The organism is Streptomyces sp. NPDC059477 (genome assembly GCF_042749375.1).
In the GTDB taxonomy this organism is placed as follows: Bacteria; Actinomycetota; Actinomycetes; order Streptomycetales; family Streptomycetaceae; genus Streptomyces.
Genome location: NZ_JBHYUG010000013.1, coordinates 100,029 through 120,908, shown reverse-complemented (window position 1 = coordinate 120,908; position 20,880 = coordinate 100,029). Strand labels below are relative to the sequence as shown.

The 20,880-nt window shown below is 71.9% G+C and carries 19 protein-coding genes and 1 pseudogene; 7 read left to right on the top strand and 13 right to left on the bottom strand.

Translation table 11 applies throughout. The features are described 5' to 3' along the window. Positions 1-81: 81 nt before the first annotated feature. From ACFXAZ_RS09875 to ACFXAZ_RS09860, 4 genes are all read right to left on the bottom strand, one after another. Positions 82-558 carry an SRPBCC family protein gene (locus ACFXAZ_RS09875; RefSeq protein ID WP_384587172.1) on the bottom strand — a complete coding sequence of 159 codons (477 nt, stop codon included), beginning with the start codon at positions 556-558 and terminating at the stop codon, positions 82-84. A 57-nt stretch (positions 559-615) separates the two neighbouring features. Continuing rightward, entirely contained in the window at positions 616-1,836 is a 1,221-nt protein-coding gene (locus ACFXAZ_RS09870; protein WP_384587170.1) for a serine hydrolase domain-containing protein, read from the bottom strand. Between the two features lie 207 nt (positions 1,837-2,043). After that, positions 2,044-2,976 (bottom strand): DUF4232 domain-containing protein, encoded by a 933-nt coding sequence (locus tag ACFXAZ_RS09865; RefSeq protein WP_384587168.1) that lies wholly within the window; start codon positions 2,974-2,976, stop codon positions 2,044-2,046. A gap of 157 nt (positions 2,977-3,133) precedes the next feature. Further along, positions 3,134-4,630, bottom strand: coding sequence for a tripartite tricarboxylate transporter permease (locus ACFXAZ_RS09860; RefSeq protein WP_384587167.1), 1,497 nt, complete (start codon positions 4,628-4,630; stop codon positions 3,134-3,136). A gap of 413 nt (positions 4,631-5,043) precedes the next feature. Between ACFXAZ_RS09860 and ACFXAZ_RS09855 the strand changes: the two genes are divergently transcribed. Then, entirely contained in the window at positions 5,044-6,243 is a 1,200-nt protein-coding gene (locus ACFXAZ_RS09855; protein WP_384587165.1) for an RNA-guided endonuclease InsQ/TnpB family protein, read from the top strand. 35 nt (positions 6,244-6,278) lie between these two features. Here ACFXAZ_RS09855 and ACFXAZ_RS09850 read toward each other — a convergent pair whose 3' ends face one another. Together ACFXAZ_RS09850 and ACFXAZ_RS09845 are read right to left on the bottom strand one after the other, a co-directional pair. After that, the gene (locus tag ACFXAZ_RS09850; protein ID WP_384587163.1) at positions 6,279-6,827 is read right to left on the bottom strand and encodes a tripartite tricarboxylate transporter TctB family protein; all 549 of its coding nucleotides are present in this window, start codon (positions 6,825-6,827) and stop codon (positions 6,279-6,281) included. After that, the gene (locus tag ACFXAZ_RS09845) at positions 6,824-7,819 is read right to left on the bottom strand and encodes a Bug family tripartite tricarboxylate transporter substrate binding protein (protein WP_384587214.1); all 996 of its coding nucleotides are present in this window, start codon (positions 7,817-7,819) and stop codon (positions 6,824-6,826) included. Before ACFXAZ_RS09845 ends, ACFXAZ_RS09850 begins: the two co-directional genes overlap by 4 nt. A gap of 400 nt (positions 7,820-8,219) precedes the next feature. On the opposite strand from ACFXAZ_RS09845, the gene ACFXAZ_RS09840 reads away from it, so the two are divergent. Together ACFXAZ_RS09840 and ACFXAZ_RS09835 are read left to right on the top strand one after the other, a co-directional pair. Then, positions 8,220-9,929, top strand: coding sequence for an ATP-binding protein (locus tag ACFXAZ_RS09840; RefSeq protein ID WP_384587161.1), 1,710 nt, complete (start codon positions 8,220-8,222; stop codon positions 9,927-9,929). Next, positions 9,926-10,627, top strand: a complete 702-nt coding sequence (locus ACFXAZ_RS09835; protein ID WP_384587159.1) for a response regulator — start codon at positions 9,926-9,928, stop codon at positions 10,625-10,627. The genes ACFXAZ_RS09840 and ACFXAZ_RS09835 overlap by 4 nt, the downstream gene beginning before the upstream one ends. A 7-nt stretch (positions 10,628-10,634) precedes the next feature. Here ACFXAZ_RS09835 and ACFXAZ_RS09830 read toward each other — a convergent pair whose 3' ends face one another. Continuing rightward, complete coding sequence (locus ACFXAZ_RS09830) at positions 10,635-11,099, bottom strand: flavodoxin family protein (protein WP_384587157.1); 465 nt, start codon at positions 11,097-11,099, stop codon at positions 10,635-10,637. A gap of 156 nt (positions 11,100-11,255) precedes the next feature. On the opposite strand from ACFXAZ_RS09830, the gene ACFXAZ_RS09825 reads away from it, so the two are divergent. Continuing rightward, positions 11,256-11,894: a class I SAM-dependent methyltransferase gene (locus ACFXAZ_RS09825; RefSeq protein WP_384587155.1), complete on the top strand. Its 639-nt coding sequence runs from the start codon at positions 11,256-11,258 to the stop codon at positions 11,892-11,894. A gap of 27 nt (positions 11,895-11,921) precedes the next feature. On the opposite strand, the gene ACFXAZ_RS09820 is transcribed toward ACFXAZ_RS09825, so the two are convergent. The 3 genes from ACFXAZ_RS09820 to ACFXAZ_RS09810 all read right to left on the bottom strand — a co-directional run bounded on the left by ACFXAZ_RS09820 (position 11,922) and on the right by ACFXAZ_RS09810 (position 14,575). Further along, positions 11,922-12,482, bottom strand: a complete 561-nt coding sequence (locus tag ACFXAZ_RS09820) for a GNAT family N-acetyltransferase (RefSeq protein ID WP_384587153.1) — start codon at positions 12,480-12,482, stop codon at positions 11,922-11,924. Between the two features lie 57 nt (positions 12,483-12,539). Next, positions 12,540-13,838: a phosphodiester glycosidase family protein gene (locus tag ACFXAZ_RS09815; RefSeq protein WP_384587151.1), complete on the bottom strand. Its 1,299-nt coding sequence runs from the start codon at positions 13,836-13,838 to the stop codon at positions 12,540-12,542. 104 nt (positions 13,839-13,942) lie between these two features. Further along, positions 13,943-14,575, bottom strand: a complete 633-nt coding sequence (locus ACFXAZ_RS09810) for a lipoprotein (RefSeq protein ID WP_384587149.1) — start codon at positions 14,573-14,575, stop codon at positions 13,943-13,945. Between the two features lie 320 nt (positions 14,576-14,895). Here ACFXAZ_RS09810 and ACFXAZ_RS09805 point away from each other — a divergent pair, with 320 nt between their 5' ends. From ACFXAZ_RS09805 to ACFXAZ_RS09795, 3 genes are all read left to right on the top strand, one after another. Then, positions 14,896-16,455 (top strand): APC family permease, encoded by a 1,560-nt coding sequence (locus ACFXAZ_RS09805; RefSeq protein ID WP_384587147.1) that lies wholly within the window; start codon positions 14,896-14,898, stop codon positions 16,453-16,455. 96 nt (positions 16,456-16,551) lie between these two features. After that, the gene (locus tag ACFXAZ_RS09800) at positions 16,552-17,481 is read left to right on the top strand and encodes a GNAT family N-acetyltransferase (RefSeq protein WP_384587145.1); all 930 of its coding nucleotides are present in this window, start codon (positions 16,552-16,554) and stop codon (positions 17,479-17,481) included. Continuing rightward, entirely contained in the window at positions 17,478-18,017 is a 540-nt protein-coding gene (locus ACFXAZ_RS09795) for an AAA family ATPase (RefSeq protein ID WP_384587143.1), read from the top strand. The genes ACFXAZ_RS09800 and ACFXAZ_RS09795 overlap by 4 nt, the downstream gene beginning before the upstream one ends. 6 nt (positions 18,018-18,023) lie before the next feature. Here the strand turns inward: ACFXAZ_RS09795 and ACFXAZ_RS09790 are convergent, their stop codons facing one another. From ACFXAZ_RS09790 to ACFXAZ_RS09780, 3 genes and pseudogenes are all read right to left on the bottom strand, one after another. Beyond that, positions 18,024-19,304 (bottom strand): MFS transporter, encoded by a 1,281-nt coding sequence (locus ACFXAZ_RS09790; protein ID WP_384587141.1) that lies wholly within the window; start codon positions 19,302-19,304, stop codon positions 18,024-18,026. 122 nt (positions 19,305-19,426) lie between these two features. Then, on the bottom strand, positions 19,427-20,140 hold the full coding sequence (locus ACFXAZ_RS09785) for a hypothetical protein (protein ID WP_384587212.1): 714 nt from the start codon (positions 20,138-20,140) through the stop codon (positions 19,427-19,429). Further along, positions 20,123-20,872 (bottom strand): annotated as a pseudogene (locus tag ACFXAZ_RS09780) (SDR family oxidoreductase); the annotation flags it as partial. The gene ACFXAZ_RS09785 and the pseudogene ACFXAZ_RS09780, both read right to left, overlap by 18 nt. Positions 20,873-20,880 lie beyond the last annotated feature (8 nt).

Here is a 20,880-nt window from a genome sequence, read left to right as displayed (position 1 = left end):
CGTGACGTGACGGCGTGAGTGACGCCCGGGACAGCGGACGGGCCGGGGCCTGAGGCACCTCCACGCGAGCCCCGCTGGCCGCTATGGCCGCCGTGGTCGCCAGCCGCCCTCCACCAGCCGCGCGAGCTGGTCCAGCGCCATCCGCGTGCCGGTCTCGTTGTCGGCGGTGGACACGGCGTCGGGCAGCCCTTCGTGGACGATGACCACGTCGGTCCCGCTCCCGGCGGGGACCAGCGTGGTCGTCAGCGTCATCGCCCCGCGCAGTGCCGGGTCGTCGGTCTCGAACTCCAGCACCTCCACGACCCGCTCGTCCGGCACGAGACGCGCGAAGTGGCCGTGGTAGGTGTCGGTGTGGCCGCCGGACTTCCCCGCCTCGTCCTGGGCGTCGTACGTCAGCGAGACCCTGAAGTGGCCGCCCTCGCGCGCCTCGAACTCATGCACCTCGCCGCTCATCCCCTCCGGCACCCGCCAGCGGACGACCGCCTCCGGGTCGGTCAGGGCCCGGTAGACGGCCGATGGCGGGGCGTTCACATGGCGGGAGACACGGGTCGTCGGCATACCGCCAACCTAACCCCCGGCCCGGACCCCCGCCCCTCACTCACCCACGCCCAGGGATCACCGCTTCTCCTTCAGCAGGGCGCAGACGAAGTCTTCCTGGAGGGTCCGCAGTTCGCGCAGCCGTTCCGGTGCCAGGGACTGGTTGACCTGCGAGGTCACGGTGAAGGTCAGGGACCGCTCGCCGTCCGGGGTGGCGGCGATGAGCTGGGTGTAGCCGGGGATGTTCCCGGTGTGGCCCAGTACTTCCCCGCAGCGCGTCGTGTACCGGAAGATCGCCAGCCCGGCCTTGTCCGCGCCCGGCCCCGCGGGCTCGGAGGCTCCGGCGACCCAGTTCCGCTGCGCCGCCAGGACCTCCTTGCCGCCGTACAGCGCTCCCGACGCGTAGCCCCGGATGAAGCGGGTCACATCGGCGGGGGTGGAGACGATCCCCCCGGAGGCCCACACACCGGAGGCGCCGAACAGTTCGCTGACGTCCTCGGGCGATGCCGGGTCGGTCAGGTCGTACCCGTGCAGCGAGGGCTCGGGCAGCCGGTAGCCGGAGGGCAGGTAGGTGTCCCGCAGCCCGAGCGGCCGGTAGACCAGCTCGCGCAGCAGTTTCTCGTACGTTGTCCCGGTCACCGCCTCCGCCATCAGGGCGACGGCGATGTTGTCGGAGTTGGAGTAGTGGAAGCGCGCGCCCGGCCGGAAGCGCAGCTTCTTGTCGGCGACGAAGTCGAGCAGCTTGCGCGAGTCGAAGCGGTGGTGCGGGTCCGCCGCGAGGATCTTCAGGAACTCGGGGGACTCCGTGAAGTCGGGGAGCCCGCTGGTGTGCTGCAACAGCTGGCGCAGGGTGACGGAGCCCCAGTGGCGCGGCAGCTGGGGCAGGTGCTTCTTCAGGGCGTCGTCCAGGCTCAGGTCCTGCCGGTCGACCAGCGCGAGGGCGACGGCCCCGCTGAACGCCTTGGCCACGCTGGCGATCCGCATGTGGTCGTCGGGGCCCGGCGGTCGGCCCGTGGCCAGATCGGCGACCCCGGCGCGTACGACCCGGGTGTGCGGGCCCCGCTGAAGGACGACGATCGCCCCGGGCGGGCCACCGGGAGCCCGTACGAGCGCTTCCAGCCGACCTCGCAGCGCGGCGTCGTCACCGTGTGCGGCGGACGTGGCCCCGGGGGAGGTGACCGCGGCGGCGGGCGCGGCCGGAACGAGCACCGTCAGACAGACCGCGACCAGGCGCGCGGCCCGCAGCCGGGGCCGGAATCGGGAACTACGGGACGGCAGGGTGCGAGGGCGAGGCGACATCGGGGCTCCAGGTGCGGACTGGCCGGTACGACATCCCCAGCCTGTCCGGCACCGGTCGCGCGGGCCCGCTGAGCTGCTGCATCCGGGCCAAGGCACGACACGGTCGACGGAAGGAGGCGACGGCCCCGCCGCCCACCACCCACGGCCTCCGCCCTCGGCCCACCACCCACCGGCGTGAGCACCGCAGGACCCCGCTCCCCGCTCCCCCTACGGCAGGGCCCCCGGCGCGACCGCCTGATACTCCGTGTCCTTCGCCCAGGCGCCCACTCCCAGCTGTCCCGTCGTCCCCAGGTCCAGTTCCGGTGTGACGGTCACCGGGTCGGCGCCGGGCTTGGCCCATACCCGGGCGTAGGGGGCGTTCACGGCCTCGCCCATGCCCGTGGTGTTGCGCCAGACCAGGGTGGCGCGGGCGCGTTCGCCGGTGTTCAGGGTGACCGGGGAGGGCAGGGTGTCGGCTCCGGTGCTGGTGGCGATGTCGCCGGCGCCTTCGAGGACGTCGACGCCGTCGACCGGTTCATGGTCGGCGTCGATGAGTTCGAGCGTGGGGTAGCCGTTGAGCTGGTACGCGGCGGTGCCGCAGTTCTCGACGAACAGCCCCACCACCCGCAGGCCCATGGCGGCGTCGCCCTGGTCCACGTAGACCCGTACGCCCGAGGGCGGGCAGGTGGCGGCGGGGGCGGGGGCCTCGGCGGTGGGGACGCTGCGGACGGTCCCGATGGTGGCCTCGGTGGGGCCCAGGGCGCCGGTCGCGGTGAGAGTGCGGCGGATCGTGCGGCCCGGCTCGACGGAGTCGATCGTCTCCTCCTCGTGCTGCGTCGAGGCGGGCGTGCCGCCCGCGAAGGTGAAGCCGATGGTGTAGGTCATCGGCTCGGTGCCGGAGTTGGTGACCTCGTACTCCACGCAGTTCCTGGCGGCGACGAAGCCGAGGATCTTCACCCCGTCCTTCTCCAGTGCCTCCGGGTCGCTGGACGTGGTCGTGGGGGAGGCGGTGATCGGTTCGCCGCACCCGGAGGCAAGCGGGGTGTTCGCCGTCGAGGTGCCGGTCGATTCGGTTCCGCAGGCCGTGAGTAAGGAGGTGAGCAGGGCCGTGAGCAACAGGGCTCCGGCCGCCGGGGACGTGGGGCGTGGGGTGCGGCGCATCCGCAGAGTCGATCAACCGCAGCCCTTGGCGACTGTGACGGAGGCCATAATTCCGGTAACAGCCGTGTCACAAGACCCGCGCACAACACGGCTGTCGGCCACATTCACCCGTCATCACCGGGTGACCGTGGCCGACAGGCCGGGCTCGGGACCGGGCTCAGGACCGCGCCGCCCTCCCCCGCCACGGAATCCGCTTCAGCAGCGGCCACGCCAGCAGCAGCACGATCACCGCGTACACGGTCACCGAGAACGGCGTGTTCACCAGCCCGCTGACGCTCCCGTCGCTGATCTGGAGCGCGCGGCGCAGTTGTTGCTCGGCGTTGGGCCCGAGGATCACGGCGATGATGGCGGGCAGCACCGGCAGCCCGTAGCGCCGCATGCCGAAGCCGATCAGGCCGATGAGCAGCAGGATCACCAGGTCGATGACCTCGCCGCCGACCGCGTACGCGCCGACCGCCGCGAAGAACAGGATGCCCGCGTAGAGGTAGGGCCGCGGGATGCGCAGCAGCTTCGCCCAGACCGGCGCGAGCGGCAGGTTGAGGGCGAGGAGCAGCACCATGCCGACGAAGAGGGAGGCGATCAGGCCCCACACCAGGTCGGGTTCGCGTTCGAAGAGCAGCGGGCCGGGCTGGATGCCGTACTGCTGGAAGGCGGCCAGCATGACGGCGGCGACGGCCGTGGTGGGCAGGCCCAGGGTCAGCATCGAGACGAGGGTGCCGGCCGCCGAGGCGGACGCGGCGGACTCGGGTCCGGCGACGCCCTCGATGGCGCCCTTGCCCCACTCGTCCTTGTGCTTGGACAGGCGCTTCTCGGTGACATAGGAGAGGAAGGTGGGGATCTCGGCGCCGCCCGCCGGGATGGCGCCGAAGGGGAAGCCTATGAACGGGCCGCGCGCCCAGGCCTTCCAGGTGCGGCGGACGTCCTTCCTGCCCAGCCAGGGGCGGCCGACCGGGATCGGCTCGGGCGGTCTGCGCCGCAGATGGGCGGCGACCCACAGGGCCTCGCCGATCGCGAAGAGCCCGACCGCGACGATCACCACGTCGATGCCGTCGGCGAGTTGCAGCGAGCCGAAGGTGAGGCGCTGCTGGCCGGTCATCTGGTCGAGCCCGACGAGGCCGATGGTGAGGCCGATCAGCAGGGAGGCGAGGCCGCGGATGCGGGAGGAGCCGAGGACGGAGGTCACCGCGATGAAGGCGAGGACCATGATGGCGAAGTAGTCGGGCGCGCCGATGTCGACGGCGAGTTCGGCGACCGCCGGGGCGAGCGCGACCAGCAGGATCGTGCCGACCATGCCGCCCGCGAAGTGCCCGATGGCGGCGGCGGCGAGCGCCTGGGCGCCGCGGCCGGACTTGGCCATCGGGTTGCCCTCCATCGCGGCGACCACGGCCGCGCTCTCCCCCGGGGTGTTGAGCAGGATGGAGGTGGTCGAGCCGCCGAACATCGCGCCGTAGTAGATACCGGCGAACATGATGAACGCGCCGATCGGTTCGAGTCCGTACGTCACCGGCAGCAGCAGGGCGACGGCCATGGCCGGGCCGATGCCCGGGAGGACGCCGATGGCGGTACCGAGGAGCACGCCGAGCGCGGCCCACAGCAGGTTCATCGGCGTCAGGGCGGTCCCGAAGCCGTCGAGCAGGGAGTTGAGGGCGTTCATCGAGTCCTACCTTTCAGTCGTGGGTCTGATCTGGTCATTCGTAAGATCGGAGGGCCCAGGGGCTTCGGGTCTGGCTGTCATCTGGATGCCGCCTCGACGGCTTGAGAGACATGGCCGCCCGGAGCCCTGCGACGACTCGACTGCCCATGGGGATGTGCGACGTTGATCGCCTCTGTAGGACCACGTCGGCGACGCGTCTGCAGGATCGTGAAGGACCGCGAAACGGCGGAGGTGACTTGTGTCCCAGATCTGGGCCGGGACTCTCGTTCGTGGATGCCCCCGGCTTCAGCCGGGGGAGGAAATGAGGCTCCTGTGGAGCAGGGCAGGCCGAGCCGGTTCGCCGCCAGGGCGTACCGGCGTCCACCCGCGATTGCGCGCCATCTGTCACAAATTGGCGGGGTAGTGTGTGAGCCGTGAGGGCTACCCATGTGAAGCGGGCGTTCAAGTACCGCTTCTGTCCGACCGATGCGCAGGCAGCAGAGTTGTCGCGCACGTTCGGCTGTGTGCGGAAGGTCTACAACCTGGCTCTCGCCGCACGCACGCAGGCGTGGGCGCGGCAGGAGCGGGTGAACTACAACCAGACGTCGGCGATGCTGACGGCCTGGAAGAGGACCGGGGAACTCGCCTATCTCAACGATGTCTCCTCGGTGCCGCTCCAGCAGGCCCTGCGGCACCTCCAGACGGCGTTCGCGAACTTCTTCGGCAAGCGGGCCGGGTACCCGCGTTTCAAGTCGCGGAAGAAGTCGCGGAAGTCGGCGGAGTACACCACCAGCGCGTTCCGGTTCCGGGACGGGAAACTGACCCTGGCGAAGATGGCCGAGCCGCTGGACATCGTGTGGTCCCGTCCACTGCCCGAGGGGGCGTCGCCGTCCACGGTGACGGTGTCGCAGGACGCGGCCGGACGCTGGTTCGTGTCCCTGCTGTGCGAGGACCCCACCGTGAAGCCGCTCCCGCCCACGGAGACGGCCGTGGGCATCGACGTCGGACTCGATCACCTGCTGACCCTCTCGACCGGGGAGAAGGTCGCCAACCCCCGGCACGAGCGGCGTGACCGCGTCCGTCTCGCCAGGGCCCAGCGGCAGCTCGCCCGCAAGGCGGCGGGCGACGGGGCGAACCGGGCCAAGGCACGCCGGAAGGTCGCCAGGGTCCACGCCCGTATCGCCGATCGCAGGCGCGACCATCTGCACAAGCTCACCACCCGGCTCGTTCGTGAGAACCAAACGATCGTGATCGAGGACCTCTCCGTCCGGAACATGGTGAGGAACGCCGGCCTGGCCCGGGCCATCAGCGACGCGGCGTGGGCCGAGTTGCGGAGCATGCTGGAGTACAAGGCCCAGTGGTACGGCCGCGAAGTGATCGCGATCGACCGCTGGTTCCCCTCCTCCAAGCTGTGCTCCGCCTGCGGCAGCCTGCGGGACAGGCTTCCGCTGCACGTCCGCACCTGGAAGTGCGGGGGCTGCGGGACGACCCATGACCGGGACGTGAACGCGGCGAACAACATTCTGGCCGTCGGGCTGACGGCGTCTGTCTGTGGAGCCGGTGCAAGACCTCAACGGAGCACTCCGAGCGGGCAGTCGGCGATGAAGCAGAAACCCCCACGGCGCGAGCCGTAGGAACCCCCCTCCTTCAAGAGGGGGAGGAAGCCAACTCAGAGCACTCCCATCAGCGGACCGCCGGGCAGGGGTACCCCGAGCAGGTCGTTGAACAGCACATAGGTGACGAGGGACAGGCCCGCGGCGATCAGCGGGTCGCGGTCGAGGCGGCGGCTGCCGAGGGCATAGGCCGCGCCCCAGAACAGCAGGGCCCCGGCGATGGGGAAGCCGAGCGGTTCGATGAGGACGGCGGTGGCCAGGAACACCCCGGCGAGCAGCAGGACGGTACGCCAGTCGGCGGGTTCGGAGAGGTCGACGTCCTCGCCGGTCTCCGCCTGGCCCCGGCCGCCGCGCAGTACGTCGACGGCGAGCAGGGCGGCGATGAGCAGCAGGCCGATGCCGACGGCGATGGGCACGGTCCTGGGGCCGACGGGTCCGCGCTGGGCGATGTCGACGTCCATGGTGAGGGCGTCGGTGAGCACCAGGACGCCGAGGGCCAGCAGCAGGACGCAGACGCCGAGTTCGGAGTAGTCGCGCCACCAGGAGCGGCGGTCGGTGGCGGGCCCGTCGGGTGCCGGGGTGGCGTCGGTGGTCGGTGTCGTCACAGTCCCAGCTCCTTCAGCACGGAGACCACACGCTTGTCCTGGGCGTCCAGGAAGGCGCCGAATTCGTCGCCGGTCAGGAAGGCGTCGTCCCAGCCGTTCTGCTCCATGGACTTCTGCCACTGCGGGGAGTCGTGCAGTTCCTCGACGAGCCGGACGAGCTTGTCGCGTTCGGCGTCGGAGAGGCCGGGCGGGGCGACGATGCCGCGCCAGTTGGTGAAGTTCACGTCGTAGCCGGCCTCCATGAGGGTGGGCGCGTCGAGCCCGTCCACCCGTTCGGGGCCGGTGACGGCGAGCAGCCGCAGCTCGCCCGCCTTGATCTGGTCGAGGTACTCGCCGACGCCGGACACCCCGAAGCCGACCTTGTTGCCGAGGATGGAGGCGAGGAGTTCGCCGCCGCCGTCGAAGGGGATGTAGTTGACGTCCTTCGGGGCGATCCCGGCGGCCTGGGCCATCAGCATCGGGGCGAGATGGTCGGGGCCGCCGGGCGAGGACCCGCCGCCGACGGGCAGTTTGCCGGGGTCGGCCCGCCACGCCTCGATCAGATCGTCGATGGTCCGGTACGGGGAGTCCTTGGCGACCACCACGACGTCCTGCTCCTCGGTGAGGCGGGCGATCGGAGTGGTGTCGGCGAGGGTCTTGGGCGCGTCGTTGGAACGGACCGCGCCGACCACGCCGAGCCCCATCGACATCGCGAGCTTGCCGTTGCCGTGCTCGCTGACCAGCCGGGTCAGTCCGACGGTGCCGCCCGCGCCGGGCAGGTTGAACACCTCGATGCCGGAGGTGAGTCCGGCGTCCTCGGCGTTCTTCGCGGCGGTGCGGGCCGTGATGTCGTAGCCGCCTCCGGGCGTGTTGGGGACCATGAAGCGCAGGCCCGGGATCTGGGTGCCGGTCTCGGCGCCGCTGCCGGTGGTCAGCAGCGGCGGCCCGAGAAGGACGAGCACGGCGGCCCCGAGCAGGGCGAGGGGAGTGCGCAGGGGAGTGCGCAGGCGCACGAATGCCACCACCTGTCGGTTGCATGGGTGTGGAATTCACAGTGGAACTCACATACATGGGTGCGGGTTCACACAGACGGATTCACACAGACGGAAGAAGAAGCCCTGTGGGGAGGGGTGAGCGGCCCTTGGGGGAGGGTGACGTGGACCACATGTTGCACTGGCGTAAACACGGTGTCTCGCTTGCGGAACCAACGGAGGTTTTGGTCTTTGTGACAACGGGCGCGGCCGGGGCTGCGGTCACAAAGGCCCGGCCGGACCAGGCCCGCAGCCACCTGCGCCCGGCCGGACCGTCACGCCCCGTTACCAACCGGTGCCTTTCCCCCGACCCGGTTGACGGCCATCATGAGGCGACCCCGCACCGGACTACCCAGTACAGAACGATGAGGTTGACCCCGCCATGGCCGCCACTTTCCGCCGTCAGACCCTCGCGGGCGAGATGCTGGTGCTTCAGCTCGCCATCGTGGTGATGGTGCTGCTGGCGGTCGCGGCCGTCTCGCTCGCCCAGTCGGAGGCGACGTTCGACCGGGTCGAGGGCCGGCGGGTCACCGCGCTCGCCGAGCAGCTCGCCGCGACCCCGCTGGTGCGCGGCCAGCTGGAACAGCCGCTGCTGCCGCGCGAGGCGCTGGCCCCGCTGGTGAACTCCACCCAGACCCAGTCCGGGGTCACCTCCGTGACCATCGCCGACGGGAACGGGCTGATCGTCAGCTCGACCGACCCGACGATGATCGGCGAGCCGCTGCCGCGGGCGGCGGGCGCCGGGGCGGAACCGGACCGGGGCTGGTCGGGCGAGCTGAGCCTGGGCGACAGCCGGGAGCGGGTGGCGCAGGTGCCGGTGCTCGGGGAGCAGGAGGGCAGCGTCGGCCGGGTGCTGGGCACGGTGATGATCGGCGAGGAGTCGCCGACCGCCTGGCAGCGGCTGAGCAACGCCTCCTCGTATCTGATCGCCTATCTCGGGATCGCCAGCGGTCTCGGCCTCGCCGGTTCCTGGCTGCTCGCGCGGCGTGTCAAACGGCAGACGCTGGGCCTGGAGCCCCGGGAGATCGCCGGGCTGGCCGAACACCGGGAGGCCATGCTGTACGGGCTCGCCGAGGGCGTGGTCGCGCTCGATCCGCAGCACCGGCTGACGCTGGTCAACGACGTGGGACGGCGGCTGCTCGACCTGCCCGCGGACTGCGAGGGGCGGGGGCTGGACGCGCTCGGCATCGACGGCCGGCTGCGCGATGTGCTGACCGGCGGCCGGGAGAACGGGACGGTGACCGGCGGCCGGGACCGGGCGGCGGACGGGCGGGGCGACGCGGTGGACCGGCGGGACGAGGTCGTCATCCGGGGCGGCAGGGTACTGGTGATGAACCGGATGACGGTCACCAAGGACGGCCGTCCGCTCGGCTCGGTCACCACCCTGCGCGACCGCACCGAACTGGCCCGCCTCGAACGGGAGATCGGATCCTTCCGCAGTTCCTCGGAGCTGCTGCGGGCGCAGGCCCACGAGTTCGCCAACCAGCTGCACACCATCTCCGGGCTGATCCAGATCGGCGAGCAGGAGGAGGTGGTGCACTACATCCGGGCGCTCACCCTGCGCCGCCAGTCCCTGGACGTCACCCTCAGCCGCCGGGTCCGGGACACGGCGGTGGCCGCGCTGCTCACGGCCAAGTCGTCGCTCGCCGCCGAACGCCGGGTCAGCCTGCGCATCTCCGACGGCACCTCGCTGGGCCGCCTGGCCCCCGAGGACGCCGCCGACGTGGCGACCGTGGTGGGCAACCTGGTCGACAACGCCGTCGACGCCGCCGCCCCGTCCGGCGCCGCCGACAGCCGGGACGCCTGGGTCGAGGTCGGCATCCGCCAGGACGCCTCCGGGGTGGAGATCGTGGTACGGGACTCGGGGCCGGGCGTGGCGCCCGAGCTGGCCCGGGAGGTGTTCGAGCACGGCTTCACCACCAAGGTCGCCCGGGAGGGTGAGCGGGGCATCGGGCTGGCCCTGACCCGGCTGGTCTGCGAACGTCACGGCGGGGAGATCGCCGTGGCCAACACGCCGGAGGGCGCCAAGTTCACCGCGCGCATGACGGTCGGTCGCCTCAGCGCCGAGGTGACGGAAGGAGCGAGACCATGAGTGGGGCCGACGGGACGACGGGCCAGACCCTGGACGTCCTGGTGGTGGACGACGACTTCATGGTGGCGCGCGTCCATCGCGCCTTCGTGGAGCGGGTACCGGCCTTCCGGGTGGTGGGGGTGGCCAGTACGGGCGAGCAGGCGGTGACGGCCGTCGAGGAGCACCGCCCCGATCTGGTCCTGCTCGATCTGTATCTCCCGGACGGGTTCGGCCTGGACGTCATCCCCCGGCTGCGCGCGGCGGGGCACGACTGCGACGTGATGGTGATCAGCGCGGCCCGGGAGGCGGACACCGTGCGCGGTGCCGTACGTCATGGGGTGGTCGACTATCTCCTCAAGCCGTTCGAGTTCGAGGATCTCCGCTCCCGCCTTGAGCGGTACGCGGCGCAGCGCGGGCGGCTGCTGACCACGGTGGTGCGCAGTCAGGCCGATGTGGACCGGGTCCTGTCGGGCGGGTCGGGTCCGGCGCCCGGCGGGCTGCCCAAGGGGATGAGCGTGGAGACCGCCGAGCTGATCGAACGCACCCTGCGCGACACCGACGGCACCCTCTCGGCGACCGAGTGCGCCACCCTGACGGGCGTGTCCAGGGTCAGCGCCCGCCGCTATCTGGAGTACTTCCACACCACGGGCACGGTGGAGGTGGCCCTGCGGTACGGGGCTGCGGGGCGGCCGGAACGGCGTTACCGCTGGCGGGGCTGAGGCCCGGTCATCCGGAGTCCTGGTCCATCAGGCCGGCCGCGAGGGTGGCGCCCAGTTCCCAGCAGGACTCCAGGTCGGACTTGGCGGGCTCGCCGGTGACGGTCACCGGTTCGGCGGCCCGCCGCCAGCCCAGGCCGGTGGTGATGGCGTCGAGGGCGCGGGCGGCGCCGGTGACGTCGTTGCCGCCGTGGATCCAGTAGCCGAAGGGGCGGCCCCGGGTGCTGTCCAGGCAGGGGTAGTAGACCTGGTCGAGGAAATGCTTGAGGGCCCCGCTCATATAGCCGAGGTTCGCCGGGGTGCCGAGCAGGTATCCGTCCGCCGCCAGCACGTCCGACGCGGTCGCGGCGAGCGCGGCCCGCCGTACCACCCGTACGTTGTCGATGTCGGGGTCGGTCGCGCCGGAGACGACGGCCTCGAAGAGGGCCTGGCAGTTCGGTGAGGGCGTGTGATGCACGATCAGCAGGGTGGCCACGCAGGCACCCTGCCCCGCCGGGGCGACGGCGCGCAACCGGAACCCGTTTCGCGCCCCCGCCCGCGTTGGAACGCTAGGTGCGGCGCGCACGTCGGCGGCGTCGCACATCGGCGGCGCGCACATCGACAGCGCGCACCGGACGAAGGGAACCCCACCGTGACCGACGCATCGCCCAGACCGCCCGCCGCCGTGACGTTCGACGCGATCGGCGCCGCGTACCAGGACGCCTTCGCCGCGTCGGAGCCGCACCGCCGCTCACTGGAGTGGCTGCTGGGGCGGCTGGCGCCGGGCAGCCGGGTGCTGGACGTGGGCAGCGGCACGGGACGGCCGACCGCCGAGACGCTCGCCGCCGCCGGGCATGACGTCCGGGGCATCGATGTCTCCCCGGTGATGGTGGAACTGGCCGCCCGGCAGGTGCCGAAGGCGACGTTCGTGTGCGCGGACGCCCGTGCGGTGGCGCTCCCCGAGGCCCGATACGACGCGGCCTGCGCGTACTTCTCGCTGCTCCAGATGAGCCGGGACGAGCAGTCCGCGCTGATCGGGCGGATGGCGCGGGCGGTGAAACCGGCGGGGCATCTGGTGCTCGCGACGGTGCCGGTGGAGGCCGAGGACTTCGAGGTGGTCTTCATGGGCCAGCCGGTCCGCGCGTCGAGTTTCTCCACGGAGCGGTTCGTCGCGCTGGCGACGGGGGCGGGCCTGACCGTGCTGGAGCGGGACGAGGTCCTGTTCACCCCGGCCCTGGCACAGGCGGGGCCGGAACCGGAGCTGTTCCTGTACTGCCGGAGGGAGGGGTGAACCCTCGGAGGCGTGACCGCGCCGCCGCTAGTCGACCTGCTCGTCGGCCAGTTCGTCGGTCAGTTCGTCGGTCAGTTCGTCAGTCAGTTCGTCCGCCAGCAGATCCATCAGCAGCCCGTCGTGCCAGCTGCCGTCCGGGCCGCGCTCGTACTGCCGCATGACCCCGACCGGCCGGAAGCCGACCTTGGCGTAGCAGCGGATGGCGGGGGCGTTGTCGGCGGCCGGGTCGATGACGAGGCGGTGGAAGCCGAGGTCGCGCACGAGGTGGCGGGCCAGGGTGCGTACGGCGTCCGTGCCCAGCCCGGCGCCGTGCACCCCGGGGTCGAGGAAGATGTCGATGCCCGCGTGCCGGTAGTCGGGCTCGGTCTCCTCGTGCCACTGGATCATCCCGGCGATCCGGTCCCGGTGGCGGATGGTCAGACAGTGGGTGTCCGGGTCCGCCAGATCCTCGGCGATGTCGGCCGCGAGGTCGGGGCCGCCGCGCCAGCGTTCGGCGACCTCGGCGGTGGCGCGGATGGCCGCGAGGGCGGGGATGTCATCGGGTCCGGCCGTGGTCAGCACGACCCGGGTGCCCTGGAGTTCGGTCACCCGGGTCAGGCTAGTCCCGGCATGCCGGAAATGCCGGTCGTTTTTCCGGTGGTGGGATCAGCCCCGGTACGGCGCCTCCAAGAAGACCAGCGCGTCACCGACCAGCCGTTCCGTGCCGCCGCTGGGCCGGTTCACCAGGTCCCCCTTCACCGACAGGGTGCTGGAGCCGCCCCCGTCGAGGTTCACCGCGTCGCGCAGGCCCAGTGCGTCGGCGACGGCGGCGGTCTCGTTCATCGTCGTACCGACACTGCTGGTCAGCCGGCCGTCGATGGTCGCCAGGACGATCTTCCCGTCCTTGGTGGTACCGGCGATCGTGCGCGGGTTGCGGGCGAAGAAGCTGCCCGAGCCGGACGGTACGACGATCTCGCCGCCCTCGGTGAGCCGGTAGCGGCCGTTGACGCCGGACAGGCTCTCACTCACCGGTACCCGCTTCCCGTCCTCGTCCGTGAGGTGCGAGGAGACGGTGAGGCAGCCGGTCCCGGCGACCTCCAGGAGGGTTGCCGTCTCCCGGCCGGTGGCCTGCAAGGACGTCTGACCTGCGGCCAGTTCGGTGCCCCGGTCGCGCTCGGTGCGTACGACGCAGCCGCGCCGGTCGAGCACCACCTCGACGCCGGCGCCGGACGGGGTGGCGGCGGCGAACTCCGGCGTGAACCGGACGACGTCGCCGGGCGCGGTGCAGGCCGTCGGGTCGGGGAGCGTGGCGCACCCGGCCGGGACGACCGGTGGATGGTTCAGGAACTCCAGGGGCAGGCTGGCGCCGCTCTGCTTGTTGCGGACCGCGCCCGACCAGGAGAGCTTGCCCATCAGCACCCGGTCGGTGCGGGCGTCGACCACGAAGGAGGTCTCGGCGGGGTCGGTGGTGGGCTCGCTGAGCAGCCGTCCGCCGTAGAGGCCGAGTCCCACCGGATCGCCGGGGTACTGCTGGCTGGCGGTGAAGGTGAAGAAGGACGCGTTGACGCCCACGAGCGCGCCGGACTGCCGTACGAGATCGGTGGTGCGCTCGGTCCGGGCGAGGTCGGGCCCGTAGGTCGCGGTGAGATGGCCGTCCGTCCTGCGCGGGTCGATGGTCAGGACGTTGACCGCCCAGGGGCCCTTGGTCGTGGTGTTGATCTGGTCCGGCGACGCGGGCTCGGTGCCCCGGACGATCGAGGTGAGGGTCACCCCGGGGGCGAGCGTCCGGCTGCTGCGGGTCTCCGCGAGGCCGGGGTCGCCCAGCGGCAGCGTGACCTGACCGGAGGGGCCCGCGGCGGCGGAGGCGTGCGCGGCCGGGGTGAGGAACAGGGACAGGGACAGTGCCGCCGCAGTGGCCGCGGCGGCACGGATCACCTGGGGTCTGTGCGGTCGGAAGGCAGTCATGCCGGTGAGCCTGAGCGCCGCAGACGACCGGCACCACAGGGTCAGTTGATTTCACGCCTTCCCGGAGGTGAACAACAACCCGTACGGCGCAGTCCGTTGCGTGGTCAGTCCGTGATCCGCGCGGTGCGCTTGGCGAGTTCGTACGCCGGGAGCATCGCCTCGTGCTCCTCCCGGTCCAGGCCGCCGACCTGGACGACGACGGGTCCGTCCGGGGTGATCAGCGCGAACGCCTGTTCAGGGTTGGGCTCGTCGTAGAACTCGCTTTCGATGCGGTACGTGACCTCGCCGGCCGGGACCCCGGCGGCGGTGAAGGAGGTGTACCGCTCCTCGATCGCCCCGGGCTCGTCGGCGACGAAGGCGGAGAGGACGGCCTTCGCGTCGTCGTCGCCGGGTTCGCCGGTGTACACGCGGATGAAGCCGATGTTCCCGGCGGGCTTGGCGTCGATCTCGCAGACGCCGGTGACCGGGCCGCGCTGGAGCAGCTCGATGAATTCCCCCGCCCCCTCCACATCGACCGCGTCCGGCTCCCACTCCTCGGCGATGTCGAAGGTCAGCGGCAGCTCGCAGACCGAGCCGGGCGGGCCGACGGTGCCGCCCGCGCGCACCTCGGCGGCCGGTGTCGCGCTCGCCGACGCCTCGCCCCCGTCACCCCCATCGCCTTTGCCGTCCCCACCGCCCGAGCATCCGGCCAGCACGATGGCCGCGACGGCTGTCGCGGCCCCGGCTCTCTTCCCCACCCGTACCCGCACTGTTCGCTCTCCCCACCTTGATCCATTGAGGCGGGACACTGTATCCGCGCGCGAGATGCACCGTGCGACCGGGATGATCACGGCAATGTGGCGCGGACCACACGGGAAAATTTCGGACATCGGAATCCCGACCGAACTGCGATAACCGAATATCGGACACTCTCAGAAAGAGACACCCACTGTCGCACATGACCTTGCAATCAAAGGTCACTCAATGCAATCACCACCGATTATTCGACCCACCACGCCCCACCCACCCGCCCCACAGAAGCGGAACCACGGAAACCGCACGAATTAACGTCCTGTTCATGACTGAGCTGGACGTACGGCCCCAGGCCACTGACACAGGCGACGGGGCCCCCGCCGACGGCATGCGCACCAAGGGCCTGAGCGGGAACTCCGTCGGCCTGGTGGGCAGCGCGGTCATCGGCATCTCCACCGTGGCCCCCGTCTACTGCCTCACCTCCACCCTCGGCTCCACCGCCGGGGAGGTCGGCCTCCAGATGCCCGCCGTGTTCCTCGCGGGCTTCCTGCCGATGCTGCTGGTCGCCTTCGCCTACCGCGAGCTGAACAGGGCGATGCCCGACTGCGGCACCTCCTTCACCTGGACGGTCAAGGCGTTCGGCCCCAAGGTCGGCTGGATGTGCGGCTGGGGCCTGGTCATCGCCACGATCATCGTGCTGTCGAACCTGGCGGGCGTGGCGACCTCGTACTTCTGGCTGCTCGCGGGCGAGATCAGCGGCAGCGCGTCGGTGGCCGCGCTCGACGACAGCAAGGCGGTCCACATCCTGACCTGTCTCGCGCTGATCGCGATCGCCACCGTGATCAGCTACCGGGGCATGACCGCGACCAAGGGCGTGCAGTACACGCTGGTGGCGCTCCAGCTGGTGGTGCTGGCGGTCTTCGTGACGATGGCGTTCTCGAAAGCGGGCAGCACGGAGTTCGCGACCTCCATGGACTTCTCCTGGTCGTGGCTGAATCCGTTCGCCGTCCAGTCCTTCGCCGCGTTCACGGCGGGCCTGTCGCTGTCGATCTTCATGTACTGGGGCTGGGACGCCTGTCTGACCGCCAACGAGGAGACCACCGGCAGCGACCGTACGCCGGGCCGCGCGGCGCTCATCGCCATGGTGGTCCTGGTCGGCTCCTACCTCGCCACCGGCGTGGCCGCGCAGATGGCGGTCGGCTCCGGCGGGACGGGCCTCGGGCTCGCCAACCCGGAGACCTCCGACAACGTCTTCGCCGCCCTCGCGGGCCCGGTGATGGGACCGGCGCTCGGCGTCCTGCTGTTCGTCGCGGTCCTCGCGTCGGCCGCCGCCAGCCTCCAGACCACCTTCATCCCGGTCGCCCGCACGGTCCTGGCCATGTCGACGTACGAGGCGCTGCCCGCGTCCTACGCGCGCGTGCACGAGCGTTTCCGCACCCCGGGCCGGGCGACCGTCACGGCCGGGATCGCGACCGGCGTGTTCTACACCGTGATGACACTGGTCAGCGAGCACGTCCTGGTCGACACGATCTACGCGCTCGGCCTGATGATCTGCTTCTACTACGCGCTCACCGCCTTCGCCTGCGCCTGGTACTTCCGCGCCGACCTGCTGAAGTCCGGCCGCGACCTGCTCTTCAAGGGGCTGTTCCCGGTGGTCGGCGGGCTGCTGCTGGCGGCGGTCTTCGGCAAGACGCTGGCCGACATGTGGGACCCGGCGTACGGCAGCGGCTCGGCCGTGTTCGGGGTGGGCTCGGTGTTCGTGATCGGGGTGGGGCTGCTGGCCCTCGGGCTGGTGATCATGTTCGTGATGCGCTGGAAGAGCCCGGCCTTCTTCCGCGGCGAGGTGCTGACGAAGTCGACCCCGGCGCTGGTGGCGGAGGGCTGAGGGCGCTCAGCGCTCAGCCGACGGTGACCACCACGGGCCCCGCGCGCGGCGGAAATTCCGTTGCGGCGAAGGCCCCGGCCGCCCAACCTTGATCGCATGCCGACCGCCACCTTTCGCCCCGCCACGTTCGCCGACGCGCCCGTCATCACGGACCTGCTCAACGAGATCGACCGGATCGAGATCGGCCGGCCGGAGACCGACCAGCACAGCGTCGAAGCGGATCTGCGGCATCCGGAGACCGACCTGGCCCATGACTCCTGGCTGGCGTTCGAGGACGACCGGCTGGTGGCGTACGGGCTGGTGTGGGACGAGTCGGGCGGCGAGCGCGTCGACATGGAGCACTATGTGCTGCCCGACCACCAGGAGACCGGCGAGCGGCTGCTGATCGCCCTGGAGACCCGGGCGCTGGAGAAGGCCCGGTCCAACGGCGCCGGCCGAGCCGTGGTCCATCTCCAGCTCAATGTGCGGCCCACCACCGACCAGGCGCTGCTCAAGGAGCGGGGCTGGGGCACCGTACGGCGCTATCACGTGCTGACCCGCGCCCTGGACCCGGCGCGGGACCTGCCGCCCGAGCCGCCCGCCGGGGTGCGGGTGCGGCCCTGTCTGACCGAGGCGGACCGGGTGCTCGCGCATGCGCTGGACCAGCGCACGTTCGCCGACCACTTCGACTTCCAGCCACGGACGTACGAGCAGTGGCTGGCCGACCTGGACGCGGAGCGGCTGGACTGGTCCCTGGTCTGGATCCTGACGGTCGACGGCATCGGGGACGCCGGATTCCTGCTGACCCGCAACAACCTGACGACCATGGGCTGGATCAGCGGCATCGGGGTGGTCCGCGAGGCGCGCGGGAGCGGCCTGGGCGGCTTCCTGCTGCACCACGCCTTCGGCACCCTCGCCGCCCTCGGCCGGGACCGGATCGGCCTGGGCGTCGACACCGCCAACGACACCGGGGCACCCGAGCTGTACGGCCGTAACGGAATGTCGCTGCACTACGCGGTCGACACCTGGGAGACCGTCCTGCGATGACCGGGCCGACCCTGGAAGGGCCCGCCCGGCTGGTGGTGCTGCGCGGCAACAGCGCGTCCGGGAAGAGTTCCGTCGCCGCGGGGTTGCGGGAGCGCTACGGGCGGGGCATCGCGCTGGTCGGGCAGGACGTGCTGCGCCGCGAGGTGCTGCGCGAGCGGGACATCCCCGGCGGCGCGAACATCGGCCTGATCGAGCTGACCGTGCGCCACGCCCTGGCGCACGGCTTCCACACGGTGCTCGAAGGCATCCTCTCCGTCGCGCACTACGGCGACATGCTGGCCCGGCTGCTGGCCGACCACCGCGACCGCAGCCACTGGCTCTATCTCGACGTGCCCTTCGAGGAGACCCTCGCCCGGCACGCCACCAAGCCGATCGCCGATGTCGTGGACGCCGGGCAGCTGCGGGAGTGGTACCGCCCGGCCGATCTGCTGCCGGGCGGGGTGGAGACGGTCGTACCGGCGAGCAGTTCGCTGCCGGAGACGGTCGAGCTGGTGCTGCGGGCATCGGGCCTGGCGGAGGCGTACCGCGGCGAGTGACGGGGGTCAGGCGGGGCGGGCGGCGGCGGCCGGCTCCCGGTCCTGCCGGGGCAGCAGCAGCGGGGTCAGCAGGAGCAGCAGTCCGGCCAGGGCGAGGGCGGCGCGGATGCCGACGAGGGCGGCCAGCAGGCCCCAGAGCGCGGTGGTGGCGGCGATGCCCGCCTTGGAGGTGACCGACCAGGCGGACAGCGTACGGGCGACCTTGTCGGGCGGCGTCAGCTCCAGGCGGCGGGTGGCGAGGACGGGGGTGAAGACGCCCATGCAGGTGATCAGGGCGAGTTCGACGGCCATGACGAGCAGCAGTCCCGCGGTGCCGGGCCCGACGAAGGCAAGACCGAGCGGCCAGCAGGCGCGCAGGGTCCCGGCGGTCAGCAGCACCCGGTGCCGCCCGTGGCGCTCCACCAGCGGCCGGGACAGGCGGGAGCCCAGCAGACCGCCCAGACAGGGCGCGGCGAAGGCCAGGGCGTAGGCCCAGGGGGCGAATCCGAGCGGGCCGAGCATCAGGACGGCGAGCAGCGGCGTGCCCGCCATGATCAGGCCATTCACGACGACGGAGTTCAGCAGCAGCGGGCGCAGCACGGGGTGGGCGAGGAGATGGCGCCAGCCGTCGAGCAGTTCGGCGGGGCGCGGCCCGCCGGTCCGGGTGGCGGCGGGCGCGGGTTCCGCGCCGGGGATCGCGCGGATGCCCAGCGCGGACAGCAGATAGCTCGCCGCGTCGGCGGCGACGGTCGACATCGGCCCGAGCAGCCCGATCGCGGCCCCGCCCAGCGGCGGCCCGATCATGGTGGCCGTCCAGGCGGTGGACTCGAACCGCCCGTTGGCGGTCAGCAGGTCCTCGGGCGCGACCAGGGCTTTGAGGCAGGCGCCGGCCGCCGCGGCGAAGGCGATGTCGGCCGCGGCGACCACCACCGACACCACCAGCAGTTGTGCGAAGGTCAGCAGCCCGAGCGCGAAGGCCGCCGGTACGGTCAGCAGGGCCGCGGCCCGCGCCACATCCATGCCGATCATCACCGGCCGCTTGGGCCGGAACTCCACCCAGGGCCCGAGCGGCACCGCGAGCACCGCCCCGACCGCCGCGCCCGTCGCCGCGAGCGCCGCGACCTGGGACGGCCCGGCGTGCAGGACCAGGATCGCGATCATCGGAAACGCGTCGAAGGCCAGCCGCGTACCGAAGGCGCTGACGGCGTACGCCGCCCACAGCCGCCCGAACGCCGGCCCCAGTGACCGCCGTGATCCCCCGCCCACGTATCCGCCCCGCCTCTGTCCGCCGCTTCGCGATCCCGGCATGTCCGTTCACCGCTGCTCCGGCACGCCATCCAAACGAGCCGCCCGCCCTCGCACAAACAACGGCTGGGCCCGGCCCACAACCGCGCGTTGTGAGCCGAGCCCAGCGGGGGGAGGATGCCGGATCAGAACGGCGTGGTGAGAAGTTCCCGCAGGGGCTGTGCGGAGTCCGTGCCGGTGTGGCCGAAGGGGGCGTCGAAGCTCCACACCAGGAAGAGCAGGAAGACGACGAGCGCGCTGAAGGCGCTGGCGAGGATCAGCTCCCGTGTGGAGCGTCTGATCTGGAGGGTGAAGAGCAGCCCGAGGGTGACCGCTCCCCCGGCCACCAGCCCGAACCACACCACGCCGGGCAGGGTGGTCCCGGCGCTGTCCAGCCGTTCGTGCCGGGCCACGTCGGCGGCGGCCACCTCGTCCAGCAGGGGCTGGTAGGCCTGTGCCTGGAGTTCGTCGGCGGGCGTGCGGTGGGCGAGGTCGGCCCGGATGCGGCTGAGGAGTTCGGCGCCGGTGGGGCCCGGTTCCTCGTCGCGCTCCATGGCGGCCCACTCGGCGGTGACGGCGTGCCGGGCGTAGGCGTCGATCCGCTCGCGCACCTGGCTGCGGAACTCGGCCGGATAGACGTCCAGCCGCTGATCGATCTCGTAGAGCGCCTGCGCCTCACGCCGTACGGTGTCCTCGGCCGCGCCGCGTGCCTCCCATACGCCCGCGATGGCGAGGCCGAGCACGATCGCGTACACCACGCCGACCATCATGACCATGTACTCCAGGACGTCCGGCGTCTCGGAGGTGTCCTCGTCGGGGGGCCCCCCCCCCGGGCGCGGCGGGGCCGGGTCGTCCGGCATCCCCCAGCGGCCGGCCGGGAAGCGGGCGGCGACGGCGTCGTAGTCCTCGCCGGTCAGGTAGTCGGTGTCGACGGGACCCGGGTTGACCGTGTTCACAGTGATCCCGCGCTCGGCGAGCGTCGTGGACAGGGACCGGGTGACCGAGGCGAGGGCGCCCTTCTGGAGTGCGTAGGCGAGTTCACCGGGCATGCCGCCCGCGATGTCCTGCCCGGACGTCATCATCATCACCCGGCCCCCGCGCGGCGGCTCCGGCTGCCGCGCGAACGCCTGCGCCAGCAGCAGCACCGAACGGGTGTCGACGGCCCAGTGCGCGTCGAGCATCGCCGCGTCGATCTCGTCCAGCGTGCCGTCCCGGCCACTGCGGGCGTGGTTGGCGACCAGGATGTCCAGCCGCCCGCCCAGCGCCCCGGCGGCGGTGGCGATCAGGGCCGCGGGCGCCGTCGGGTCGGACAGATCGGCGGGGCCGTCCACGACCGTCGCCGCCGGGTCGCCGAGCGCCTCGCGCACGGAGGCCACGACGTCGGCGGGACGGTCGGCGCCCCAGGGCAGTTCGGCGTCGTGCGGCACGTGGTGATGCAGGTACACGCTCGCGCCGTACGCCGCCAGCCGCCGGGCCACCGCGTGCCCGATGCCACCGCGTCGGCTGGCACCGGTCACTAGGGCGGTTCGGCCGCGCAGGGGCAGGGGATCACGGCGGAGGGACTCGGGGGTGGGGTGGGGAAACCTGGGCATGGACGACC

Coding starts and splice junctions, on each gene's coding strand:
- ACFXAZ_RS09795 (WP_384587143.1), top strand. CDS start 17,478: ATGACCGGGCCGACCCTGGAAGGGCCCGCCCGGCTGGTGGTGCTGCGC.
- ACFXAZ_RS09865 (WP_384587168.1), bottom strand. CDS start 2,976: ATGCGCCGCACCCCACGCCCCACGTCCCCGGCGGCCGGAGCCCTGTTG.
- ACFXAZ_RS09805 (WP_384587147.1), top strand. CDS start 14,896: ATGACTGAGCTGGACGTACGGCCCCAGGCCACTGACACAGGCGACGGG.
- ACFXAZ_RS09800 (WP_384587145.1), top strand. CDS start 16,552: ATGCCGACCGCCACCTTTCGCCCCGCCACGTTCGCCGACGCGCCCGTC.
- ACFXAZ_RS09815 (WP_384587151.1), bottom strand. CDS start 13,838: ATGACTGCCTTCCGACCGCACAGACCCCAGGTGATCCGTGCCGCCGCG.
- ACFXAZ_RS09785 (WP_384587212.1), bottom strand. CDS start 20,140: ATGCCGGACGACCCGGCCCCGCCGCGCCCGGGGGGGGGGCCCCCCGAC.
- ACFXAZ_RS09840 (WP_384587161.1), top strand. CDS start 8,220: ATGGCCGCCACTTTCCGCCGTCAGACCCTCGCGGGCGAGATGCTGGTG.
- ACFXAZ_RS09790 (WP_384587141.1), bottom strand. CDS start 19,304: ATGCCGGGATCGCGAAGCGGCGGACAGAGGCGGGGCGGATACGTGGGC.
- ACFXAZ_RS09860 (WP_384587167.1), bottom strand. CDS start 4,630: ATGAACGCCCTCAACTCCCTGCTCGACGGCTTCGGGACCGCCCTGACG.
- ACFXAZ_RS09835 (WP_384587159.1), top strand. CDS start 9,926: ATGAGTGGGGCCGACGGGACGACGGGCCAGACCCTGGACGTCCTGGTG.
- ACFXAZ_RS09875 (WP_384587172.1), bottom strand. CDS start 558: ATGCCGACGACCCGTGTCTCCCGCCATGTGAACGCCCCGCCATCGGCC.
- ACFXAZ_RS09870 (WP_384587170.1), bottom strand. CDS start 1,836: ATGTCGCCTCGCCCTCGCACCCTGCCGTCCCGTAGTTCCCGATTCCGG.